The organism is Sinomonas atrocyanea, assembly GCF_030811715.1.
In the GTDB taxonomy this organism is placed as follows: Bacteria; Actinomycetota; Actinomycetes; order Actinomycetales; family Micrococcaceae; genus Sinomonas; species Sinomonas atrocyanea_A.
Window position 1 is genome coordinate 129,833 of record NZ_JAUSRH010000001.1, and the last position, 21,228, is coordinate 151,060.

Sequence of the window (21,228 nt, forward strand, 5' to 3'; positions counted from 1 at the left end):
TCAGGCTGTGGATCCAATCACTCCGGGCCCAGTCGGCCGCGCCTTAGTCCGCTCCCGCGGCGCCGGGCCCCGCTGCGCCGGTCCCCGCCGGGCGCACCGCCGCCGCGATCGCCGAGGCCACCAGGGCGGGGTCCTCGTGGCTCCAGAACCGCAGGACCTGCCACCCGGCCGCGCTGAGCGCGGCGGTCGTCTCGGCGTCCCGCTCGCGGTTGCGGGCGATCTTGGGCCGCCAGTAGTCCACGTTGCTCGCCGGCTCGATGTAGTGCTCGGGGCACCCGTGCCAGTAGCAGCCGTCGATGAACACCGCCACGCGCGCCCGCGTGAACACGAGGTCCGCGGTGCGCCGGAGGGCGGGCACCGGGCGGAAGGCCACCCGGTAGCGCAGGCCCATCGCGTGGACCGCCCGGCGCACCTTGAGCTCGGGCGCGGTGTCCCGCGAACGGTTCCCGAGCATGGTGCGGCGGATCGCCGGCGTCGTGGCCCAGGACGGCTCGCCCTTCCGGCTCCGCCGCGTCCGGTCTCCGTCGCGGACGGACGACGCCGGTGACTCGCCCGCCGCCGGTGCGTCACCGGCGTCGTGCGTGTCCTCGGGGACCCCGGCCTGGCTCATGCGGCCAGCGTACGCCGGCGGCTGGGAAGGTGCTGGAAGCGCGTTTTGCCCGCTCGGCCGCGGGTAGCGCTGAGGAAGGAGGGCTGGACACCGCCCGGTCCGAGCACGGAAGGAACCCCGATGGGAACACTGGCATTCCTCGCCGCGAAGCGCCCGGGGCGCGGGCCCCTGAACCGCGGCGGTCCGCTCAGCGTGGTGGAGCCCCGGGGAATCCAGAGGCTCGTCCGCAACGTCGAGACGGGCCGGTTCGAGCGCACCCTCTCGGGCCTCACCGCCGCCGGGGCGCTCGTGACCGCCGCCGAGATCTACCTCGAGCACGACAAGGCAAGCTTCGGCAATCCCTGGATGTGGGCCCCGGTGGCCCTCGGGCCGATCGGCGCCGCAGCGGGGATCGGCGGGGTGTTCAGTGCGAGGCTCGCCCACACCGCCCTGCCGATCGCGAGCGCGGCGATCATCGCGAACGGGCTCCAGGGGACCTACCTCCACCTGCGCGGGATCGCACAGCGCCCCGGCGGCTTCAAGGAACTGCGCTACAACGTCGAGATGGGCCCGCCGCTGCTGGCCCCGCTGCTCGTGACCCTGGTCGGGGGGATGGGGATCCTCGCTTCGATCCTGAGGAGGGAGCCGTGACGCTGCCGCTGCCCGCCGAGGACGGCGGCGGACGCTTCCCCGGCCAGCACGCGCTCGACGAGCGCGGGCACTGGGACGAGGCCACGGAGGCGCTGGTCCTCTCCCGGACGCAGCGGCCGCCGGACATCAGCTTCTTCACGGCCCAGGAGCAGGCCATCGCCGCCGCCCTGCTCGACCGGCTCGTGGGCCAGGAGACGGACGCGCAGCCCCGCATCCCCCTCGTGAACTTCGTCGACGCCCGCCTCGCGGCGGGTGAAACGGACGGCTGGCACTACGCGGACCTGCCCGAGGACGGCGAGGTGTGGCGCCAGGGCCTGCGCTTCCTCGACCAGGACGCCCGCGAGCGCTGCGGCACCGGGTTCGCGACCGCGGGACGGGAGCAGCAGGAGGCCATCCTGACCCACCTGCGCTCGACGGACGGCCCTTGGCACGGCTTCCCGGCCGGTCACGTGTGGAACCTGTGGCTGCGGTACGCGTGCACGGCGTTCTACTCCCACCCGTGGGCGTGGGACGAGATCGGGTTCCCCGGCCCCGCCTACCCGCGCGGGTACGCGAACCTCGGGATGGGCCGCCGGGAGCACTTCGAGGTCCGGGACGCGCATCCGGGTGAGAGCGCATGAGCGCCGCCCGCGGACTGCGCGGGGTCCGGGCACGCAACGAGTCGGCCTGGCTCCTGCCCCTCGCCGACCCGGACGTCAGCACCACCATGCGCCGCTTCGCGGACGACGACGAGGTTGACCTCGTGATCGTCGGCTGCGGTGCCGGCGGATCGACCATGGCGCAGCGGCTCGCGCGCGCCGGCTGGAGCATCGTGGTCCTCGAGGCGGGGCCATTCTGGGAGCCGGACCGCGACTGGGTGAGCGACGAGGCCGGGTCCCACCGGCTGTACTGGACGGAGCCGCGGGTGATCGACGGCGACGACCCGGTGCCGCTCGGCTCGAACAACTCCGGTCGCGGGGTGGGCGGCTCGATGGTGCACTTCGCCGGCTACACCCCCCGCTTCCATCCGAGCGACTTCCAGACCGAGACCCTCGACGGCGTGGGCGCCGACTGGCCCCTGCGCTACGAGGACCTCAAGCCGTACTACGAGGACATCGAGGAGGAACTGCCGGTGGCCGGGCAGGACTGGCCCTGGGGCGACCCGCACAGCTATCCGCACACCCCGCATCCGGTGGGCGGCAACGGCCAGGCGTTCCTGCGGGGGGCGCTGGCCTGCGGGATCGAGGCCCGCGTGGGGCCGGTGGCGATCTCCAACGGCCGCTTCGGCCACCGCCGGCACTGCATCTACCGCGGCTTCTGCCTCCAGGGCTGCAAGGTGGACGCGAAGGCCTCCCCCCTCATCACGCACGTGCCCGACGCGATGGCGCACGGGGCGGAGATCCGGGCTGACTCGATGGTCACCCGCGTTGCCGTGGATCCCCGCACCGGTCTCGCCACCGGTGTGCACTACGAGCACGGCGGCGTCGAGCATTTCCAGCGCGCGCGGAACGTCGCGGTGGCGGCCTATTCGATCGAGACCCCGCGGCTGCTGCTCAACTCGGCCTCGCCGCAGTTCCCGGACGGGCTGTGCAACGACCACGACCTCGTGGGCCGCTACCTCATGGTGCAGGGCGCCCCGCAGACCGGCGGCCGGTTCGAGGAGGAGGTGCGCATGTACAAGGCGCCTCCGCCGGAGGTCAGCAGCGAGGCCTTCTACGAGACGGATCCCACCAAGCCGTACAAGCGCGGCTACTCGATCCAGACCGTCTCCCCGCTGCCGATCACGTGGGCCGAGCACATTGCCGCGCAGGGACACTGGGGCACCGAGCTGCGCCGCCGGATGACCGACTTTGTCCACTGGGCCTGCCTCGGGGCGCTTTGCGAGTTCCTCCCCCAGCCGGAGAACCGCGTCACGCTCGATTCCGAGACGGACCGCCGCGGCCTGCCCGTGGCGCGCTTCACCTACAGCCGCTGCGGCAACGACCGCCGGCTGATGGCGGCCGCCGCCTCGACGATGGAGCAGATCCTCACGGCCGCGGGGGCGAGCGAGGTCATGACCATCGAGCGCTACGCCCACCTCGTGGGCGGGGCCCGGATGGCGGCGGACGAGCGGCACGGCGTGGTCGACGGCGACTGCCGCACCTTCGCCGTGCCGAACCTCCTCATCACCGACGGCAGCGTGCTGCCCACCCAGGGCAGCGCCAACCCAGCACTGACCATCATGTCCCTCGCCGCGCGCACCGCGTCCCGCCTGGCCGCGGGCGCGCGCGGGGGGATGCGCCAACCACAGCGCGAAACAGCACGCGAACCAGCACGCGAACCAGCAAAGGAGAGCTGACATGGCCGAGAAGAATGTGGCCGAATTCCTGCTCGAAAGGCTCAAGGCCTGGGACATCAGCACCGTGTTCGGCTACCCCGGGGACGGCATCAACGGCATCGTCACCGCCCTCGGGAAGGGCGAGGGCCCCCGGTTCGTGCAGGCGCGGCACGAGGAGATGGCCGCCTTCGAAGCGGTGGGCTACGCGAAATTCACGGGCAAGGTCGGAGTGTGCATGGCCACCTCCGGCCCCGGGGCGGTCCATCTCCTCAACGGCCTCTACGACGCCAAGCTCGACCACGTCCCGGTGGTCGCGATCGTGGGCCAGGCCGCGCGCACCTCGATCGGCGGCTCCTACCAGCAGGAGATCGACCTGCCCTCGCTGTTCAAGGACGTCGCCTCGGACTACGTCCAGCTCGTCACTGTCCCCGAGCAGCTGCCCAATGTGATCGACCGCGCCATCAAGGTCGCCTGCGCGCGGCGGGCGCCGACCGCCGTCATCATCCCCTCCGACGTCCAGGAGCTCGAGTACTCGGCGCCTGCGCACGAGATGAAGATGGTGCCCTCGAGCCTCGGCATCGAGTGGCCGGAGCTGGCCCCGGACACCGAGGGACTCCGCAGGGCCGCCGCGGTGCTCAACGAGGGCAAGAAGGTCGCGATCCTCATCGGCCAGGGCGCGCGCAACGCGGCCGCGGAGGTCCAGCAGGTGGCCGAGCTCCTCGGCGCCGGCGTGGCCAAGGCGCTCCTCGGGAAGGACTCGCTGCCGGACACCCTCCCCTTCGTCACCGGCTCGATCGGGCTTCTGGGGACGAGGCCGAGCTACGAGATGATGCGCGACTGCGACACCCTGCTCACGATCGGCTCGAGCTTCCCGTACCTGCAGTACATGCCGGAGCCCAAGAAGACCCGGGGAGTGCAGATCGACGTCGACGCCACCATGATCGGCATGCGCTACCCCTACGAGGTCAACCTCGTGGCCGACGCCGCCGCGGGGCTGCGCGCGCTCATCCCGCTCCTGAACCGCAAGGAGGACCGTGGGTGGCGCGAGGACATCGAGGACAAGGTCTCCAAGTGGTGGTCGGACATGCGGGACGAGGCCCTCGTCGAGGCCGATCCGGTCAACCCGCTGCGGGTGTTCTCGGAGTTCTCCGAGCGCATCCCGGCTTCGGCGATCGTCACCTCGGACTCGGGCAGCGCCGCCAACTGGTACGCGCGGCAGATCCGTTTCCCCGCCGGAGTGCGCGGGAGCCTGTCCGGGAACCTGGCCACGATGGGACCTGCCGTGCCGTATGCGATCGGCGCCAAGGTGGCCCACCCGGACCGCCCGGTCATCGCGTTCGAGGGGGACGGCGCGATGCAGATGAACGGCCTCGCCGAACTCATCACCATCGCCCGCTACTGGAAGGACTGGTCCGATCCCCGGCTCGTCGTCGTCGTGCTCCACAACAACGACCTGAACCAGGTCACGTGGGAGCTGAGGGCGTTCAGCGGCTCACCCACCGTGCCGATGACGCAGGAGCTGCCGGACGTGGACTACGCCGGCTTCGCCGCAAGCCTGGGCCTCGGGGCGATCTCCGTGGAAACCCCGGACGCGCTGGGGGCCGCATGGGACAAGGCGCTCACCGCCACCCGTCCCACGCTGCTCGACGTGCGCACCGACCCCAACGTGCCGCCCATCCCGCCGCATGCCACGCTCAAGCAGGCCCTGAACACGGCCAAGAGCGCCGCCAAGGGGGATGAGAACGCGTGGCAGTTCATCAAGGAGGGCCTCAAGGTCAAGGCCCAGGAGCTCCTCCCGGGACACCGGGAATGAACGCGCCGGCGGGCGCCCCGATGCACGACGTCGGATCGGGCGCCACGGTCTCGGCCGTCACCGCTGCCGCGTACACCGTCCCGACGGACGAGCCCGAGGCCGATGGGACCTTCGCGTGGGACTCCACGACCATCGTGGTGGTGCGGGTGGAGGCGGGCGGCACGCACGGGACCGGGTACACGTACGGCCCGGCGGCCCTCGTGGGCGTGGTGCAGGAGCTCCTCGCGCCGGCGGTCATGGGCGCGGACGTCTTCTCCGTCCCGGCCTGCTCCGAGGCCATGGCCCGGGCCCTGCGCAACGCCGGCCAGTCCGGCGCCGGCGCGTACGCGGCGTCGGCCCTCGACTGCGCGCTGTGGGACGCCGCCGCGCGGCACGCCGAGCTGCCCCTGCACCAGTTGCTCGGTGCCGCCCGCGCCGAGGTGCCCGTCTACGGCAGCGGCGGATTCACCACGTACAGCGACGCCCGCATGGCCGAGCAGCTGACCGGCTGGACGGCCCGGGGCATCCCCCGGGTGAAGATCAAGATCGGGCAGGACCGCGGCGCGTCGGAGTCCCGCGACATCGCACGCATGCTCGCCGCGCGGGAGGCCATCGGCGGTGACCCCGACCTGTTCGTCGACGCCAACGGGGCGTACACCCCGAAGCAGGCCGTGCGCGTGGCGGACGCCGCCGCGGAGGCCAGGATCACGTGGTTCGAGGAGCCCGTCTCGAGCGAGGACCTCGACGGGCTGCGGTTCGTCCGCGAGCGCACCTCCCCCGACGTCGCAGCGGGCGAGTACCTCACCCGGCTCAAGGACGCCGAGCGGATGTGCGCCGCCGGCGCGGTCGACTGCCTGCAGGCCGACGTGACGCGCTGCGGCGGGATCACCGTCTGGCTGCGCATCGCCGCGGTCGCTGCGGCGCACGGCGTGGGCTTCTCCGGCCACTGCGCCCCGGCGATCTCGACGGCCCCGGCCGCCGCCGCACCGGGGCTGCGCCACCTCGAGTGGTTCCACGACCACGTCCGCCTCGAGTCGATGCTCTTCGACGGCGTCCCGGACCCGGAGGGCGGGGCCATCGCCCCGGATCCCTCCCTGCTCGGCAACGGGCTGGTGCTCCGCTCGGCCGACGCCGAGCAGTACCGGGTCGCCTGATGAATCCCGGCGCCGGACCGCTGCGGGCCGCCACGGCCCCGGGGCCGCGCGCCGTTTCGCGCCGCGGGCGTGCGGGTAAGAACGGCGCGCCTGTTGGCGGGGAGCGCCGGGAGGGTTTCGTTCAGGAGGGACCATGAGTCAGAGCACGCTCGGCACCATCCGCACCAGCATCCCGGGCAGGCTCGACCGCCTGCCCTGGGCCAGATGGCACTGGATGGTGGTGATCGGCCTCGGCACAGTCTGGATCCTCGACGGGCTCGAGGTCACGATCGTCGGATCGATCAGCGACCGGCTGACCCAGCCCTCCGCGGGGCTGGGCCTCTCCCCCGCCGGGATCGGCCTCGCAGCCGCGATCTACGTGGCGGGCGCCTGCGTGGGCTCCCTCGTCTTCGGCTACCTCACGGACCGGTTCGGCCGGAAGCGGCTGTTCATCATCACCCTCGGCCTGTACCTGCTGGCCACGGTCGCCACCGCGTTCTCCTTCAACCCGGTCTACTTCTACATCTGCCGGTTCTTCACCGGCGCCGGGATCGGCGGCGAGTACTCCGCGATCAACTCGGCGATCGACGAGCTCATCCCCGCCCGTCGCCGCGGGCTCGTTGACCTCGCCATCAACGGCTCCTACTGGCTCGGCACCGCCTTCGGGGCCATGCTCTCGGTGGTCCTGCTGAACACCGCGCTGTTCCCCGCCGAGCTGGGGTGGCGGCTCGCTTTCGGGCTCGGCGCCGTCCTGGGCCTCCTCATCCTGCTCGTGCGGCGCAACGTGCCCGAATCGCCGCGGTGGATGTTCATCCACGGCCACGAGGATGCGGCGGAGAAGACGGTCGAGGACATCGAGTCGGAGATCGAGAAGGAGACCGGACGCCGGCTCAGCGACGTCGACGACTCCATCACGATCAAGCAGCGCCGCTCGATCGGGTTCGGCGAGATCATCCGTGTCTCCCTCGAGCGGTACCCCAAGCGCGTGGTCCTGGGCCTGTCGCTCTTCATCGGCCAGGCCTTCCTCTACAACGCGGTCTTCTTCACCTACGCGCTCGTCCTGACCAAGCTCATGCACGTTCCCGAGGACGTGGCGCCGTGGGCCCTCGTGGCCATCGCGGTGGGCAACTTCGCCGGTCCGCTCACGCTCGGCCACCTGTTCGACTCCGTGGGCCGCAAGGTCATGATCTCGGTGACCTACATCGGCTCCGGCGTCCTCCTCGCCGTCGTGGGCGCCCTGTTCCGGGCGGGCGCCCTGGACGGGTTCTGGCTCACCGCCTGCTGGACCATCGTGTTCTTCGTGGCCTCGTGCGGCGCGAGCAGCGCCTACCTCACCGTGAGCGAGGTCTTCCCGCTCGAGACCCGGGCGCTCGCCATCGCGTTCTTCTACGCGGTGGGCACCGGCCTCGGCGGCATCATCGGCCCGCTCCTCTTCGGCAGCCTCATCGGTCAGGGAGTCGGCGCCGTGGCCGTGGGCTACTTCATCGGCGCGGGGCTGATGGTCGCCGCAGGCCTCGTCGAGGTGTTCCTCGGCGTCGAGGCCGCCCGCACCTCGCTCGAGGAGGTTGCGCGGCCCATCACGGCACAGCAGGAGGCGGTGTGAACCGGCAGGCGGCCGGCGGGGCGGACCAGCCGGCGTCCCGCGCCGCCCCCGCCCGCGCCGCTGGAGAGTACGCGGCGTGGACGGCCGCGGGAACCCTCTTCTGGCTCGCGACGGCCTCGACCGTCACGGCCGTGGAGACCGTGGCGGCAGCTGCAGTCTCCTTGGTCTGCGCGGTGCTCGCGAGGCTGGCCCGCCGGGCCCTGCCATTCCGGGCACGCCCCGTCCGCGGGTGGCTGCGGTGGGCCGCCGTGGTGCCGGTGGCAGCGGTGGCGGACATGGTCCGCCTGCCGCGCTGGCTGCGTGCGGGGCAGCCGGAAGAGCTGCGCGAGGCCACCATGCCCGCGGGCGGCCCCCGGCAGACCGGCTGGCGTGCCGGCGGCATCGTCGCCCTCTCCGCGACGCCGGGCTCGGTCGTCGTCGCGTCCGACCCTGACTCCGGAGCGGTGACGGTCCACTCGGTCACCTCCGGCTGGCCCCGGCTGGACGAGCAGGTTCTGAAGGAGCAGGAGCCTGAGCGATGACGTCCGCATCCCTGTGGGCGGCCGCCGCCCTCGCGCTCCTCATCGTCGGCGTGGCCCCGGGCCTGCTGCTGTGCGCCCGCGGGACCGCGATCGGGCGCCTCATCGGGCTCGAACTGCTGGGCGCCTCCGCGATCATGGCGATGGTCGCGCTCTCGGTGGCCGTCAACCAGTCCTCGTACCTCATCGTCCCGCTCGTCCTCGCCGTGCTGACGGCGACCGGCACCCTCGTCTACACGCGCCTGCTTACCCCGGAGACTCCCACCACGGGGAACGCCTCCGCGGGAAGTGCGGGCGCGGAGAACGCCGGCGCGGGAGGTGGCACCTGATGCTCGCCGCGCAGACCGTGTTCGCCGCCCTCGCCATCCTCGTCGTGGCCTACGCCGCCGGCGGGGCCCTGCTCGCCCGCACGCCGTTGGGCCGGCTGCATTTCCTGGCCCCGGTCACGACCCTCGCGGTGCCGCTCCTCGCTGTGGCGGCCGTGCTCGCCCTCGGAGTCTCCTTGGGGAGCGCCTCGGTGCTGGTCACCGCGGCGGCCATCGCCCTGAGCGGGCCGGCGCTCACCGCCGCCGTGGGGCGGGCGCTGGCGGCCGAGGCGGGGGCGGATGTCGGGAAGGAGCCGGAATGAGCAGCTCCCCCATCACCGACCTCCTCGTGGCCGTGAGCCTCACGCTCGTGCTCGCCGGCGCCGTGGCCGTAGTGCTCACGCGCCGGCCCGCGCGCCAGGCCGTGGTGCTCTCCGCCTACGGCCTCGTGCTGTCGCTGATGTTCATGGTGCTGCAGGCGCCGGACGTGGCGCTGAGCCAGGTGGCGATCGGGACCGCCGTCGTGCCCCTCATCGTCGTGCTCGCCATCCGGAAGATCGAGAGCGTCCGCTCGGAGCAGGCCGAGTCGCGCGGCGCGGAGGGCGAGCCGTGAGCCGCCGCGTGCGCCTGGGCTTCCTGGCCGTGGCACTCGTGGCCTTCGGCACGATGCTGTGGGCTGCCTTCGCGCAGCTTCCCGGGTTCGGCGGCGCGAGCCACCCCTACCGGGACCTCTCCGTCGCCGCGACCTTCGCCCACGCGACGGCGAACGCGGTCTCGAGCGTCAACTTCGACCAGCGGGGCTTCGACACGTTCGGGGAGGAGACGATCCTCTTCTGCGCCGTCGCGGGCGTGGTGGCCCTCCTGCGCCCGGTCCACCGCGAGCGCCGGCGCGAGGTGGGCAGTGGCGGCCGGACCCTCGAGTCCACAACCCTCGTGGTCTACGTCCTGTTCCCGCTCACGCTCGTGCTCGGCGTCGATGTGGTGGCCCACGGCGCGATCACCCCGGGCGGCGGCTTCCAGGGCGGCGTGGTCCTGGCCACGGGCATACACCTGCTGTACGTCGGCGGCCACTACCGGCTCCTGGAGCGGCTGCGCCCGCTCGACTGGTTCGCCCAGGGGGAAGCGCTCGGGGTGATCCTGTTCGGCGCGCTCGGCCTCGCGGGCGCGGCCCTCGGGGCGGACCTGTTCGCCAACGCCATCCCGCAGGGCCAGCTCGGGGACCTCGTGTCCTCGGGCACGGTGCCCCTGTTCAACATCGCCGTGGGCATGACGGTGGCGAGCAGCGTCGTCATCCTCCTGTCCGGGTTCCTCGACCAGACGCTCGCGATCCGCGCGGCGCCCGGGGAGGATCCCGCGCAGCCGGACAAGGACGAGGAGGGAGCGGCATGACCGTCTACGCCTACATCGTGGCCGGGGCCGTCCTGCTCGTCGGCATCGCGGGGATCGCCACGAGCCGGAACCTCGTGCACGCCGTCGTCTCGCTGTCCGTGGCCCAGTCCGCCACCTATATCCTGCTCATCGCGGTCGGCTACCAGAACGGTGGCCTCGCGCCCATCTTCGGCTCGCAGGTGGGCCGGGACACGCCCGTAGTCGACCCCGTCGTGCAGGCGCTGACCCTGACCGACATCGTGGTCTCGGCAGCCGTGACCTCCATGCTCCTGGCCCTCGTGATCCAGATGGCCAAGCGGCGGCGCGCCGTCGACCCCGACGACCTCGGCCCGTTGAAGGGCTGAGCCGTGCAGACCGGGATGGCCGCGCTCATGCCGGCCCTTGTCGTGGGGCTCGTGCTCTCCGCGGGCGTGCTCATGGCGGTCGGGAGGTACGTCCGCCGGCCCTTCGCGGACTTCCTCGCCATCGCCGCAGCCGCTGCCGCGGTCTGCGTGGACGGCGCGCTGCTCGCGGGCGCCGCGTCGTCCCGGCACGTCTACTGGATGGGGGGCTGGTCCGCGCGCGACGGGCGGACCGTGGGCATCGCGCTCGTGGGCGACGGTGTGGGGGTCGGGCTGGCCCTGCTCGCCGCCGCCCTCATGGTCGCCGCCCTCGTCTTCTCCTGGCGGTACTTCGAATCGGACAGCTCCCACTACCACGGCCTCATGCTGCTGTTCCTCGCCGGCATGACCGGGTTCGCGTTCGCCGGGGACGTCTTCACCATGTTCGTGTTCTTCGAGCTCATGGGCGTTGCCGCCTACGCGCTCACCGGGCTCAAGAGCGAGGACCCCTCCGCGGTCCACGGCGCCATCAACTTCGGCATCATCAACTCGCTCGCCGCCTACGTGTCGCTGACCGGCGTCGGGCTCGTCTACGCGCACACCGGAAGCCTCAACCTCGCCGCCCTCTCCCACCAGCTCGAGGGCGACCATAGCCTCCTCATGCCCCTCGCATTCGTCCTGCTGTGCACGGGCTTCCTGGTCAAGGGCGCGGTGGCCCCGTTCCACTTCTGGCTCGACGACGCGCACGCCGTGGCGCCCTCCCCCGTGTGCGTCCTCTTCTCGGGGGTGATGGTCGAGCTCGGGCTGTACGGGGTGGCGCGGGTCTACTGGGCGGTGTTCAGCGGCACCCCGGCGGCCGCGGGCATCCAAGCCCTGTTCCTGGTCCTCGGCGTCCTCACCGCCGTGGTCGCGACGCTCATGTGCTTCATCCAGCGCCATCTCAAGCGCCTCCTGGCCTACTCGACCATCGCCCACATGGGCGTCTTCCTCGTGGCCCTCGGCTCGGCCTCGGAGTCGGCGCTCGCCGGCCTCGCGGTCTACGTCCTCGGGCACGCCGCGGTGAAGGGCTCGCTGTTCCTGCTCAGCGGCGTGGTCCTCGACCGGTACGGCAGCGTGGACGAGTACACCCTTCAGGGCCGGGGACGGGACGCCCCGGTGCTCGGCGGGGCCTTCCTGGTGACCGCGGCGGCCCTCGCCGGGGCTCCCCCGTTCGCCACCGGCCTCGGCAAGGCCGTCACCGAACATGCCCTCACCGAGTCGGGCCGCGTGTGGGGGATGGCGCTCATGATCGCCGTCTCCGCCCTCACGGCCGGTGCGGTGCTGCGCGTGGGCCTGCGGATCTTCCTCGGGCTCGGCTCCCCGCCGGAGGGCATCGAGGCCGAGGGCATGAGCGGAGACGAGGAGATGATCGAGGTGCGGATCGGCCGGGAACGGGTCCCGCTGTCGATGAGCCTGCCGGTGGCCGCGCTCCTCGGCGCCGGCGCCCTGCTCGGCTTCGTGCCCGGGATCGCGGACGCGGCCGCAGCGGCGGCGCGGCAGTTCATGGACCGGGCCGGGTACGTCGCGGCCGCCCTCGGCGGCGCGGCCGGCGCGGTGCCGGGAGGCCCATCGTCCGAGTGGGACGCCGCCGGGATCCTCTGGGGGTGCGTCACCACGCTCGCGGCGCTCGGGGTGGCCGCCGCGGACCTCTACCGGCATCGCCTGCCGGGGGCAGCCGGCCGCCCCCTTGCGGTGCTCGACCCGCCCCTGCGCCTCCTGCGGAGCCTGCACTCAGGGCGCGTGGGCGACTACACGGTCTGGCTCGTGCTCGGCGTCGCGGCCTCCGGCGCGATCGTGCTCTTCTAGCACTCGGCAGCAGCGGTCAGCGCTGGGCCTGCTTCCGGAACGCGGCCCAGGCCTGGAAACCGCCCACGAGGTCGGTCGCCCTGCTCAGGCCGAGCCGCTGCAGGGTGTGGGCAGCGAGGCTCGAGCTGTACCCCTCGTTGCAGACGATCACGATCCGACGGCTGGGATCATCCGAGATCGGCAGCCGGAAGGGGCAGGTCGGATCGAGGCGCCATTCGAGGACATTGCGGTCGATCACCATCGCCCCGGGGAGGGCGCCGTCGCGGTCGCGCTGGTCGACCGGGCGCGTGTCGACGACAAGGGCACCGGCGGACATCTCGCGGTCCAGGTCCTCGGGATGGACACGCTCCAGTCCCGCGCGGCTCTCGGCGAGCAGGAGATCGATCGCCGCCCTCCCCTCGTCCACGCCGCCCTCGTCCACGCCGAAGGACGCCACGCCGACGGACGCCACGGACGCGATGCTCTGCTGTTCCACCGTCTCCTCGATTCTTCCGGGCGCACGACGGAAGGTGACCCGCCTCGTGAGAGCGGGTCACCTTCCGTCGTGCTTCTGATGCGGGGATCAGGCGAAGTCGGCCTCGGCGGGGTCGGCGCCGATGCGGCCGGCCGCGCCCTTGTCGAGGCCGTTGATGGCCTCGATCTCGGCTGGCTCGAGGGTGAGGGCGAGGGCCGTCCAGTTCTGGGCGATGCGCTCGGGCGTGACGGACTTCGGGATCACCACGTTGCCGAGGGCGAGGTGCCAGCCGAGGACCACGTTCGGAACGCTCACGCCGTGGTTCTCGGCGATCTCGCGCAGCACGGAATCCTCGAGGAGGTCCTTGCCCTGGCCGAGCGGCGACCAGGACTCGTGCAGGATGCCCTTGGACTCCTCGTAGGCGCGCAGCTCGGACTGCGGGAAGTACGGGTGCGTCTCGACCTGGTTGATCACGGGGACCACGCCGGTCTCGCGCTCGATTTCCTCGAGCGCTTCGACGGTGAAGTTGGAGACGCCGATCGAGCGGACCCGGCCGGACTCCTTCAGCTTCGCGAACTCCTCCCACGTCTCGAGGTAGAGGCCACGCTTGGGCTGGAGCCAGTGGATGAGGTACAGGTCCACGTAGTCGAGGCCGAGCTTGTCCAGGGAGGTCTGGAACGCGGGGGCGACCTTGTCGCGGCCCTGGTCTGCGTTCCAGAGCTTCGTGGTGATGAAGAGGTCTTCGCGGTCCAGCCCCGAGGAGGCGATGGCGCGGCCCACGCCGGCCTCGTTGCCGTAGATCGCGGCGGTGTCGATGTGGCGGTAGCCCACGTTGAACGCCTCGCCGACCACGCGCTCGGCGACGTCATCCTCGACCTGCCACACCCCGTACCCAAGCTGCGGGATGGTGCGGCCATCGTGGAAGGAGAGGACAGGGGAAGTCAGGGTCTCAGCAGAAGTCATGCTGCCCATCCTGCCACCGCATGCTGCCCAGGCCACGGGTTCTGCACGATTTTCCGCGGCACTTCGCGGACCGCGAACCGCGGAATAGATCCGGGTGGCGGCACGGCTCAGCGGCGCATGAGCTCCTCGGCCTCCTGGACGTGCTCGAGCACGGTCGCGGCGCGGCGCTGCACCGAGAGCGCACCCACGGGCACGGGGCCGACGGCGAGGCGCAGCATCGCGGCGGCCTCGGCCGTGGTGGCGAGGGCATTGCCGGCACGGGACAGGGCCCGGTGCACGGCGGCGTAGTCGCCCGGAACGTCGAGCCCCTCGCTCGGGGAGCGCCGCTGCGCCTCGACGCAGACCGCCCGCACCCGGGGAAGGAGCCCCGCGAGGCCGTCGGCGATGACCACGAGTTCGCTGTAGAGCGCGTCGTCGTCGATCCCCTCGAGGACCTGGTGGTACCGGTCGAGGCCCCTGCGGAAGCGGTCGTGCGCGCGGCGCCACAGGCCCTTGCCGAGCTCGGCGTCGTCGCGCCGGCCGGTGAGGGCGGACTTGATGAATCCCACGGAGGCGCTCAGAGGTACTGGCCCGGGCCGTGGTCCGGGTCCCGGGGAACGCCCTGCCGCTGGCCGGGCACCTGCCCGGGGCCCTGGGCCGCGCGCTGGGGCTCGCCGTTCGGGCCGATCACCACGCCCGGCGCGATCATCGTCCCGGGCGGGAGCTGGCGCAGCTGCACCTGGGCCGCCGCGAGCTGGTGGGCCGCCTGCTGCGCGGCGATGGCCGTCTGGATGCCGTGGAAGAGGCCCTCAAGCCAGCCCACGAGCTGGGCCTGCGCGACGCGGAGCTCGGACTCCGAGGGCACCGACTCGTCCGAGAACGGCAGCGAGATGCGGTGGAGCTCGTCGACGAGCTCGGGTGCGAGGCCGTCCTCGAGCTCGCGGATCGAACGCTCGTGGATCTCGGCGAGGCGCTCGCGGGCGGCCTCGTCGAGCGGGGCGCCCTTCACTTCCTCGAGGAGCTGGCGGATCATCGTGCCGATCCGCATGACCTTCGCCGGCTCGTCCACGAGCTCCTGCAGGCTCGCCCGCCTCGGCTGCTGCGCGGGCGACGCCGCGTGGCCGGCCTCCGCGGCCGCGTCGCCGTCGATGGCGGTCCCCTCGACCGGATCCTCCGCGTGGCCCGGTCCCATCCCGTCCGTGTGCTCGTTCCCCGCTGACGTCATAGCGCCATCCTCTCACGCGGCCGGTGCCGGGCCATGGGCCGGACGGCCGGGTGGCGACGGCCTCGCCCGACGCCGCTCAGCTCGTGCCGCCGCTCAGCAGGACCGGCACTCAGCAGCACCGGCCCTGGGGATTGGCGTCCTGGCGGTCGGCGTGGTCGCGCCAGAATTCCCGCTCGGTCATCGCGGGCGCCGCACACCGGCCCGCGGCCTCCTCGGAGCGGTGGTGCTCGAGATACCTCTCGTACGCGTCGGCGCCCATGACCCCGCGCGCGTAGGCCCGCGCCCCGGCGAGGACCGAGCGCACGGCGGCGATCGCCGTCGTGCGCCCGGCGCCGCCGGAACTCCCGGGTGAGGGGGACATCAGCGGTGACCGGCCGGCGTCGTGGTCATCCCGGCGTCCCTCCACTCGGCCAGGATCGCGCGCTCGGCCGCGGTCGGCACCAGGCCGGCGGGCGCGAAGACGCGCGAGGGCACGGCCGGGTCCTCGTTGTCGGCCACGGCGGCGCTGCCGGCCGGGGTCCCGCCGACCGCAGCTCGGAAGGCGCGGACGGTGGCGACGAGGCCCGCCACGATCACGATGATCGAGAGCACCACGAAGACCACGCTCAGGACGCCCTGGACCATGGTGTTGCGGACCACGGCCTCCATGGCGGCGACGGTCTTGGCGGTGCCGAAGGAGGTCTTCCCGTCCGCGAGGGCCTTGGCGAACTGCGCGTTCTGCGCGAAGTAGCCCACGGCGGGGACCGGCGAGAAGATCTTGTAGGCGCTCGCCGTGATGGTCACGACGGCCGCGAACGCGAGCGGCACGGCCACGACCCACAGGTGCCGGAACGAGCGGCGCTTCGCCGCGATCGCGAGGCACACCGCGAGCGCGATCGCCGCCAGGAGCTGGTTCGCGATGCCGAACAGCGGGAAGAACGTGTTGATGCCGCCGAGGGGATCGGTCACGCCGAGGATCAGGATGTAGCCCCAGCCCAGCACCATGACCGCGGTGCACAGCCAGGCGCCCGGGCGCCACGAGGTGTCCTTGAACTTCGGGACGAAGTTCCCGATCGAGTCCTGCAGCATGAACCGGGCCACGCGGGTGCCGGCGTCCACGGCGGTGAGGATGAACAGGGCCTCGAACATGATGGCGAAGTGGTACCAGAAGGCCGCGAGGCCGGCGCCGCCGATGAACTGGGCCATGATGTGGCTGAGTCCGACGGCGAGGGTCGGGGCGCCACCCGTGCGGGAGACGATCGAGGCCTCGCCGACGCCCTGGGCGGTGGCGGCGAGCTCGCCCGGGGCCACGTTGACCCCGGCCAGGCCGAGGCCGTTGACCCACGCGGCGGCCGACTCGACCGTGCCGCCGGTGAGGCTCGCCGGGGAGTTCATGACGAAGTAGAGGCCGCGGTCAATCGAGACGGCGGCGACGAGGGCCATGATCGCCACGAAGGACTCCATGAGCATGCCGCCGTAGCCGATGAAGCGCGTCTGCCGCTCCTTCTCGATCAGCTTCGGGGTGGTGCCCGAGGAGATGAGGGCGTGGAAGCCGGAGAGGGCGCCGCACGCGATGGTGACGAACAGGAACGGGAAGAGGCCACCGGCGAAGACGGGGCCGTTGTCCTTGAACGCGTACTCGCTGAACGCCGGGGCGCTGATCTCCGGGCGCACCACGATGATCGCGACCGCGAGGAGCGCGATGACGCCGACCTTCATGAAGGTCGAGAGGTAGTCGCGCGGGGCGAGCAGGAGCCATACGGGCAGGACCGCCGCCACGAAGCCGTAGACGATGATGCCCCACGCGATCGGGAGCCGGTCGAGGTGGAAGATCGCCTGGCCCCAGTCGGTGTGCGAGACCCAGCCGCCGCCGATGATCGCGGCCATGAGGAGCACGAACCCGATGACCGAGACCTCCATGACCTTCCCCGGGCGGATGAACCGCAGGTAGACGCCCATGAAGAGTGCGATCGGGATGGTCATGGCCACGGAGAAGACGCCCCACGGGCTCTCGCCGAGCGCGTTGACCACCACGAGGGCGAGGATGGCCACGATGATGATCATGATGAGCAGGGTCGCAAGCAGCGCGGCCGTCCCGCCGACCACGCCGAGTTCCTCGCGGGCCATCTGGCCGAGCGAGCGGCCGCCTCGGCGCATCGAGAAGAACATCACGAGGTAGTCCTGCACCGCCCCGGCGAGCACGACGCCCACGATGATCCAGATCGTGCCGGGCAGGTAGCCCATCTGGGCGGCGAGGATCGGTCCCACGAGCGGTCCGGCGCCGGCGATCGCGGCGAAGTGGTGCCCGAAGAGGACGTTGCGGTCGGTGCGGACGAAGTCCTTGCCGTCGGCGTTGTACTCCGCCGGCGTCGCGCGGACGTCGTTGGGCTTGAGCAGGTGCTTCTCGATGTACTTGGAGTAGAACCGGTAGCCGATGAGGTACGTGCAGACGGCCGCGAAGACGAACCAGATCGCGTTCACCGTCTCGCCGCGGACCAGCGCGAGCATGACCCACGCGAGCCCTCCGAGGAGGGCGATGGCGGCCCAGAGGGCGATCTTGGCCGGGGTCCAGCGCTTCTCCTCCGCCTCACGCTTCGCGGGGTCGACGGCGACCGGCGGCAGTGCCGGGTCCTGGACGAGCTCGGCCTCGGCTGGGTCGGTCCCGCGCGCTCCCCCAGCGCCGCGTGCGACGGTACTCATGGTGCTCCTCCTCGAGCGAGAGTGATGGATACTCCCGACCCTAGCCAGAGGGCGTGGCCGCCAGCCGCCCTCGGGTCCGGCCCGCGGGGGCGCTGCGGTGAGCGGTAGGGACCGCGCGGTGAGCGGCTCGAAGGCGAGCACGACGGCGGGGGCGCACCCGCGCGAGACGGGTGGCCGGCGTCGTGCGGGCCGGTGCTCCGGCTACATCGTGAGGAGGATCTTGCCCACGTGCTCGCCCGAGTCGAAGTACTCGTGCGCGGCGGACACCTGGGCGAGCGGGAAGGCCTTGTCGACGAGCGGCTTGATGCGGCCGTCCGTGACGAGCGGCCACACGTGGTCCTTGACGGCGGCCATGATGGCGCCCTTCTCCGCCACCGGCCGAGGCCGGAGCGCCGTGGCGATCACGGCGGCGCGCTTGCTCAGGAGCGTGCCCAGGTTGAGCTCGGCCTTCGCTCCGCCCTGGAGCCCGATGACCACGAGCCTGCCGTAGGGGGCGAGCGCCTCGACGTTGCGCTCGAGGTACTTCGCGCCCACGACGTCGAGGATCACGTCCGCGCCGCGGCCGCCGCTGGCCTCGCGCACCGCCTCCACGAAGTCCTGCTCGCGGTAGTTGATGGCGACGTCGACCCCGAGGAACGCGCGCGCCGTCGAGACCTTCTCCTCCGTCCCCGCAGTCGCCGCGACGCGGGCGCCGAAGGCCTTGGCCATCTGGACGGCCATCGTGCCGATCCCGCCGGTGGCCCCGTGGATCAGCAGAAGCTCACCGGGCTGGAGCTGGGCGGTCATGAAGAGGTTCGAGTAGACGGTCGCCGCCGTCTCGGGCAGCGCGGCGGCGGTCACGAGGTCCACACCCTCGGGGATGCGGACCACCTGCTCGGCCGGGACCGCGACCTTCTCGGCGTAGCCGCCTCCGGCCAGGAGGGCCACGACCCTGTCCCCCACGGCGAAGGGCCGGGTGACCTCGGGCCCGAACCCTGCGATGCGGCCGGAGACCTCGAGGCCGGGGATCTCCGAGGCGCCCGGAGGAGGCGGGTAGAAGCCGCGGCGCTGCTGGACGTCCGCGCGGTTGACCCCCGCGGCCACGACGTCGATGAGCAGCTCGCCCGGGCCGGGCTCCGGCGCGTCGACCTCGCGCACCTGCAGTACCTCCGGCCCTCCGGGCTCGGTGATGAACACGGCCTTCATGTCGGTGCTCCTCCTCCCCCGGGGGGCGTGAAGTTTTCACAAGATCACTGGTTTTCACGAGATCACTCGCCTATGAAACACTACTAGGACACGGAAGGTTGTCCGAGCGGCCTATGGAGCTGGTCTTGAAAACCAGTGTGCGGTCACCCCGTACCAAGGGTTCAAATCCCTTACCTTCCGCCTCAGGTGCAGCGCCCCCGGTCCACGCGGCCGGGGGCGCTGCCGTCTTCCGGGGTTCCGAGGGCGTGGGCAGCGGGGCGGGGCAGCGGGGCGGGGCAGCGGGCGGCAGCGCGAGTGTGCGGTAGTTGTGGGTCCCGCGCTCGCGCACCCACAACTACCGCACACTCGTTCAGGGCCGGGTGTCCTCCCAGCCTTGGCGCCGCAGCACTTCTGCCACCCGCGCCGCGACCCAGGCATCGCCCCGCCGCACGTCGCCCTTCGTGATGACCACAAGCCGCCATCCGGCATCGGCGATCTCCTGTGCGCGCAGGGCGTCGCGGGTCTGCTGCGCGGGCGTGAGGTGGTGGGAACCGTCGTAGTCCACGGCCAGGCGGAACCTCGGGAATCCGAGGTCCGCGTACGTGTGCCGGCCTGACTCGCCCTCGATGAGACACCCCACCACGGGCTCGGGCAGCCCGGCCCGTGCGAGGGCAAGGCGGAGCCGCGTCTCCATCGGGGAGTCGACGCCCACCCGCACCAGCGCGAGCACCTCGCGGGCCTTGGCGCTCCCCCGGCGCCCCGACGCAGCCTCCACGGCGGCGCGGAGGCCGGGCAAGCGGACCACGGCCGCCGTGCCGTACACCGACCGCCGGTGCTCGCTGACCAGGGCATCGCCCAGGACGACAAGGTCTTCGGTCGTGACGCCGGGCAGCGCGGCGATGTCGAGGAAGGTGCGTGCGGGCGAGGTGACCGGAACGCCGTCGACCGTCTCCGTGTCCTCCGGCCCCAAGGCAGCCCGGTGCCCCGCGACGCCGCGGCGGCGGAACTGCACGCCGCCCGGCGGGACGGTGAGATGGAGGCGCACATCGTGCCTGAGCGCCTCCGGGAGCGGCAACCCCCGCAGCGCGAGCGCGCTGAGGTGCGAGAGCACGGCCTCAGGCGCCAGGACGAGGTAGGGCGCCGCCCGGCGCGCGAGGCCTTGCTCGGCGGCGCGCGGCACTCTGATTCCGCGGCTTGGCAGCGCCAGATCGAGGGCGCGCAGTCGTGAGGCCGAGATCCCCGCGGCCCTGGCGTCCCGCACGGTGAACGAACCGGCCGCCAGATGGGCGGGGAGCTCGGATCGACGTGTCATCGACCCATTGAGCCATAGCTGGCCCCGGCGGCGCCGGAGTTATCCACAGCTCCCGGTCCTCCGGACCAGCACGCTGAGCCTGGGACGGACCCTGCGGATCCTTGAAAAATGTCGGATGCGCCACATAGCGTCTGTCTCGTTCGGCTAGTTCGGCAATCATCCAGACAGACCGACCCAAGGAGCTCCCATTGCCCACCCCCCACTTCGTCGCCGGTGCGCCCTGCTGGGCCGACCTCATGACGAGCGATGTCGACAAGGCGAAGGCGTTCTACGCCGACCTGTTCGGCTGGACCTATGAGACCGGTGACCAGGAAAAGTACGGCGGCTACATCACGGCCTTCAAGGACGGCGCCATGGTGGCCGGCATGATGGGCAAGATGGAGGAGCAGGCCTCCATGCCGGACGTGTGGACCGTGTACTTCAAGACGGACGACATCGCCGCCACCGCGGACGCGGTCTCCGCGGCGGGCGGGCAGGTGTGGTTGCCGCCGATGGAGGTCCCCGAGCAGGGCCACATGGCAGTGTTCGGCGACACCGGCGGGGCCGCCTTCGGCTCGTGGCAGACCACGGGCCACACGGGCTTCGGCACCCTCGCCGAGCCGGGGGCTCCCGCATGGTTCGAGCTCCACGCGCGGGACTACGACGGCGCCGTGGAGTTCTACCCGAAGGCCCTGGGCTGGGACCTGACGGTCATGAGCGACACCCCGGACTTCCGCTACTCCACCTACGGTGACGGCCCGGAGTCCAAGGCCGGGATCTTCGACGCCGTCCGCGACCTTCCCGAAGGCGTCCCCGCCCACTGGGTCGTCTACTGGGCGGTCGAGAACGCGGACGAGGTCATCGACAGGGCCACCGCCCACGGGGCGACCGTGCTCATGCCCGCCGCCGACACCCCGTTCGGCCGCATGGCGGCGCTCGCCGACCCGTTCGGGGCCGTCTTCCGCATCACGCAGGACCTCGGACAGGCGAGCCAGGGCTAGGCCCACGCGCCCGCGGGCGCCCAGCGGCTAG

At 72.1% G+C, this 21,228-nt stretch carries 23 protein-coding genes and 1 tRNA gene; 15 read left to right on the forward strand and 9 right to left on the reverse strand.

Annotated elements, in window-relative coordinates:
• Nucleotides 1-43 precede the first annotated feature (43 nt).
• Nucleotides 44-610 (reverse strand): very short patch repair endonuclease, encoded by a 567-nt coding sequence (locus tag J2W21_RS00690; protein WP_307112588.1) that lies wholly within the window; start codon nucleotides 608-610, stop codon nucleotides 44-46.
• A 120-nt stretch (nucleotides 611-730) separates the two neighbouring features.
• Between J2W21_RS00690 and J2W21_RS00695 the strand changes: the two genes are divergently transcribed.
• The 13 genes from J2W21_RS00695 (at nucleotide 731) to J2W21_RS00755 (ending at nucleotide 12,441) form a co-directional block, all read left to right on the forward strand.
• Entirely contained in the window at nucleotides 731-1,240 is a 510-nt protein-coding gene (locus J2W21_RS00695) for a hypothetical protein (protein WP_307112589.1), read from the forward strand.
• On the forward strand, nucleotides 1,237-1,860 hold the full coding sequence (locus J2W21_RS00700) for a gluconate 2-dehydrogenase subunit 3 family protein (protein ID WP_307112590.1): 624 nt from the start codon (nucleotides 1,237-1,239) through the stop codon (nucleotides 1,858-1,860). The genes J2W21_RS00695 and J2W21_RS00700 overlap by 4 nt, the downstream gene beginning before the upstream one ends.
• On the forward strand, nucleotides 1,857-3,557 hold the full coding sequence (locus tag J2W21_RS00705) for a GMC family oxidoreductase (protein ID WP_307112591.1): 1,701 nt from the start codon (nucleotides 1,857-1,859) through the stop codon (nucleotides 3,555-3,557). The genes J2W21_RS00700 and J2W21_RS00705 overlap by 4 nt, the downstream gene beginning before the upstream one ends.
• Nucleotide 3,558: 1 nt before the next feature.
• Complete coding sequence (locus J2W21_RS00710; protein ID WP_307112592.1) at nucleotides 3,559-5,349, forward strand: thiamine pyrophosphate-requiring protein; 1,791 nt, start codon at nucleotides 3,559-3,561, stop codon at nucleotides 5,347-5,349.
• Entirely contained in the window at nucleotides 5,346-6,482 is a 1,137-nt protein-coding gene (locus J2W21_RS00715) for an enolase C-terminal domain-like protein (RefSeq protein WP_307112593.1), read from the forward strand. The genes J2W21_RS00710 and J2W21_RS00715 overlap by 4 nt, the downstream gene beginning before the upstream one ends.
• Before the next feature lie 133 nt (nucleotides 6,483-6,615).
• Nucleotides 6,616-8,064: an MFS transporter gene (locus tag J2W21_RS00720; RefSeq protein WP_307112594.1), complete on the forward strand. Its 1,449-nt coding sequence runs from the start codon at nucleotides 6,616-6,618 to the stop codon at nucleotides 8,062-8,064.
• Nucleotides 8,061-8,585 (forward strand): hypothetical protein, encoded by a 525-nt coding sequence (locus J2W21_RS00725; protein ID WP_307112595.1) that lies wholly within the window; start codon nucleotides 8,061-8,063, stop codon nucleotides 8,583-8,585. The genes J2W21_RS00720 and J2W21_RS00725 overlap by 4 nt, the downstream gene beginning before the upstream one ends.
• Nucleotides 8,582-8,911, forward strand: a complete 330-nt coding sequence (locus J2W21_RS00730; RefSeq protein WP_307112596.1) for a monovalent cation/H+ antiporter complex subunit F — start codon at nucleotides 8,582-8,584, stop codon at nucleotides 8,909-8,911. The genes J2W21_RS00725 and J2W21_RS00730 overlap by 4 nt, the downstream gene beginning before the upstream one ends.
• Nucleotides 8,911-9,210 (forward strand): hypothetical protein, encoded by a 300-nt coding sequence (locus J2W21_RS00735; protein ID WP_307112597.1) that lies wholly within the window; start codon nucleotides 8,911-8,913, stop codon nucleotides 9,208-9,210. Before J2W21_RS00730 ends, J2W21_RS00735 begins: the two co-directional genes overlap by 1 nt.
• Nucleotides 9,207-9,500: a Na(+)/H(+) antiporter subunit B gene (locus J2W21_RS00740; RefSeq protein WP_307112598.1), complete on the forward strand. Its 294-nt coding sequence runs from the start codon at nucleotides 9,207-9,209 to the stop codon at nucleotides 9,498-9,500. The genes J2W21_RS00735 and J2W21_RS00740 overlap by 4 nt, the downstream gene beginning before the upstream one ends.
• The gene (locus J2W21_RS00745) at nucleotides 9,497-10,276 is read left to right on the forward strand and encodes an MnhB domain-containing protein (RefSeq protein WP_307112599.1); all 780 of its coding nucleotides are present in this window, start codon (nucleotides 9,497-9,499) and stop codon (nucleotides 10,274-10,276) included. The genes J2W21_RS00740 and J2W21_RS00745 overlap by 4 nt, the downstream gene beginning before the upstream one ends.
• Nucleotides 10,273-10,620: a sodium:proton antiporter gene (locus J2W21_RS00750; RefSeq protein WP_307112600.1), complete on the forward strand. Its 348-nt coding sequence runs from the start codon at nucleotides 10,273-10,275 to the stop codon at nucleotides 10,618-10,620. Before J2W21_RS00745 ends, J2W21_RS00750 begins: the two co-directional genes overlap by 4 nt.
• A 3-nt stretch (nucleotides 10,621-10,623) precedes the next feature.
• Nucleotides 10,624-12,441 carry a complex I subunit 5 family protein gene (locus J2W21_RS00755; RefSeq protein ID WP_307112601.1) on the forward strand — a complete coding sequence of 606 codons (1,818 nt, stop codon included), beginning with the start codon at nucleotides 10,624-10,626 and terminating at the stop codon, nucleotides 12,439-12,441.
• 16 nt (nucleotides 12,442-12,457) lie between these two features.
• Here the strand turns inward: J2W21_RS00755 and J2W21_RS00760 are convergent, their stop codons facing one another.
• The 7 genes from J2W21_RS00760 to J2W21_RS00790 all read right to left on the reverse strand — a co-directional run bounded on the left by J2W21_RS00760 (nucleotide 12,458) and on the right by J2W21_RS00790 (nucleotide 18,926).
• Nucleotides 12,458-12,916 (reverse strand): rhodanese-like domain-containing protein, encoded by a 459-nt coding sequence (locus tag J2W21_RS00760; RefSeq protein ID WP_307112602.1) that lies wholly within the window; start codon nucleotides 12,914-12,916, stop codon nucleotides 12,458-12,460.
• Nucleotides 12,917-13,003: 87 nt separating this feature from the next.
• Nucleotides 13,004-13,858, reverse strand: a complete 855-nt coding sequence (locus J2W21_RS00765) for an aldo/keto reductase (protein ID WP_307112603.1) — start codon at nucleotides 13,856-13,858, stop codon at nucleotides 13,004-13,006.
• A 107-nt stretch (nucleotides 13,859-13,965) separates the two neighbouring features.
• The gene (locus tag J2W21_RS00770) at nucleotides 13,966-14,406 is read right to left on the reverse strand and encodes a hypothetical protein (RefSeq protein ID WP_307112604.1); all 441 of its coding nucleotides are present in this window, start codon (nucleotides 14,404-14,406) and stop codon (nucleotides 13,966-13,968) included.
• A gap of 8 nt (nucleotides 14,407-14,414) precedes the next feature.
• Nucleotides 14,415-15,062: a bacterial proteasome activator family protein gene (locus tag J2W21_RS00775; RefSeq protein WP_307112605.1), complete on the reverse strand. Its 648-nt coding sequence runs from the start codon at nucleotides 15,060-15,062 to the stop codon at nucleotides 14,415-14,417.
• A gap of 109 nt (nucleotides 15,063-15,171) precedes the next feature.
• Entirely contained in the window at nucleotides 15,172-15,423 is a 252-nt protein-coding gene (locus J2W21_RS00780) for a YbdD/YjiX family protein (RefSeq protein WP_307112606.1), read from the reverse strand.
• Entirely contained in the window at nucleotides 15,423-17,741 is a 2,319-nt protein-coding gene (locus J2W21_RS00785; RefSeq protein WP_307112607.1) for a carbon starvation CstA family protein, read from the reverse strand. Before J2W21_RS00785 ends, J2W21_RS00780 begins: the two co-directional genes overlap by 1 nt.
• A 201-nt stretch (nucleotides 17,742-17,942) precedes the next feature.
• The gene (locus J2W21_RS00790; RefSeq protein ID WP_307112608.1) at nucleotides 17,943-18,926 is read right to left on the reverse strand and encodes an NAD(P)H-quinone oxidoreductase; all 984 of its coding nucleotides are present in this window, start codon (nucleotides 18,924-18,926) and stop codon (nucleotides 17,943-17,945) included.
• A gap of 92 nt (nucleotides 18,927-19,018) precedes the next feature.
• Here J2W21_RS00790 and J2W21_RS00795 point away from each other — a divergent pair.
• A tRNA-Ser gene (locus tag J2W21_RS00795) sits at nucleotides 19,019-19,106 on the forward strand.
• Between the two features lie 169 nt (nucleotides 19,107-19,275).
• Here J2W21_RS00795 and J2W21_RS00800 read toward each other — a convergent pair.
• Entirely contained in the window at nucleotides 19,276-20,217 is a 942-nt protein-coding gene (locus tag J2W21_RS00800; protein ID WP_307112609.1) for a hypothetical protein, read from the reverse strand.
• A gap of 188 nt (nucleotides 20,218-20,405) precedes the next feature.
• On the opposite strand from J2W21_RS00800, the gene J2W21_RS00805 reads away from it, so the two are divergent.
• Nucleotides 20,406-21,197: a VOC family protein gene (locus tag J2W21_RS00805; protein ID WP_307112610.1), complete on the forward strand. Its 792-nt coding sequence runs from the start codon at nucleotides 20,406-20,408 to the stop codon at nucleotides 21,195-21,197.
• Nucleotides 21,198-21,228 lie beyond the last annotated feature (31 nt).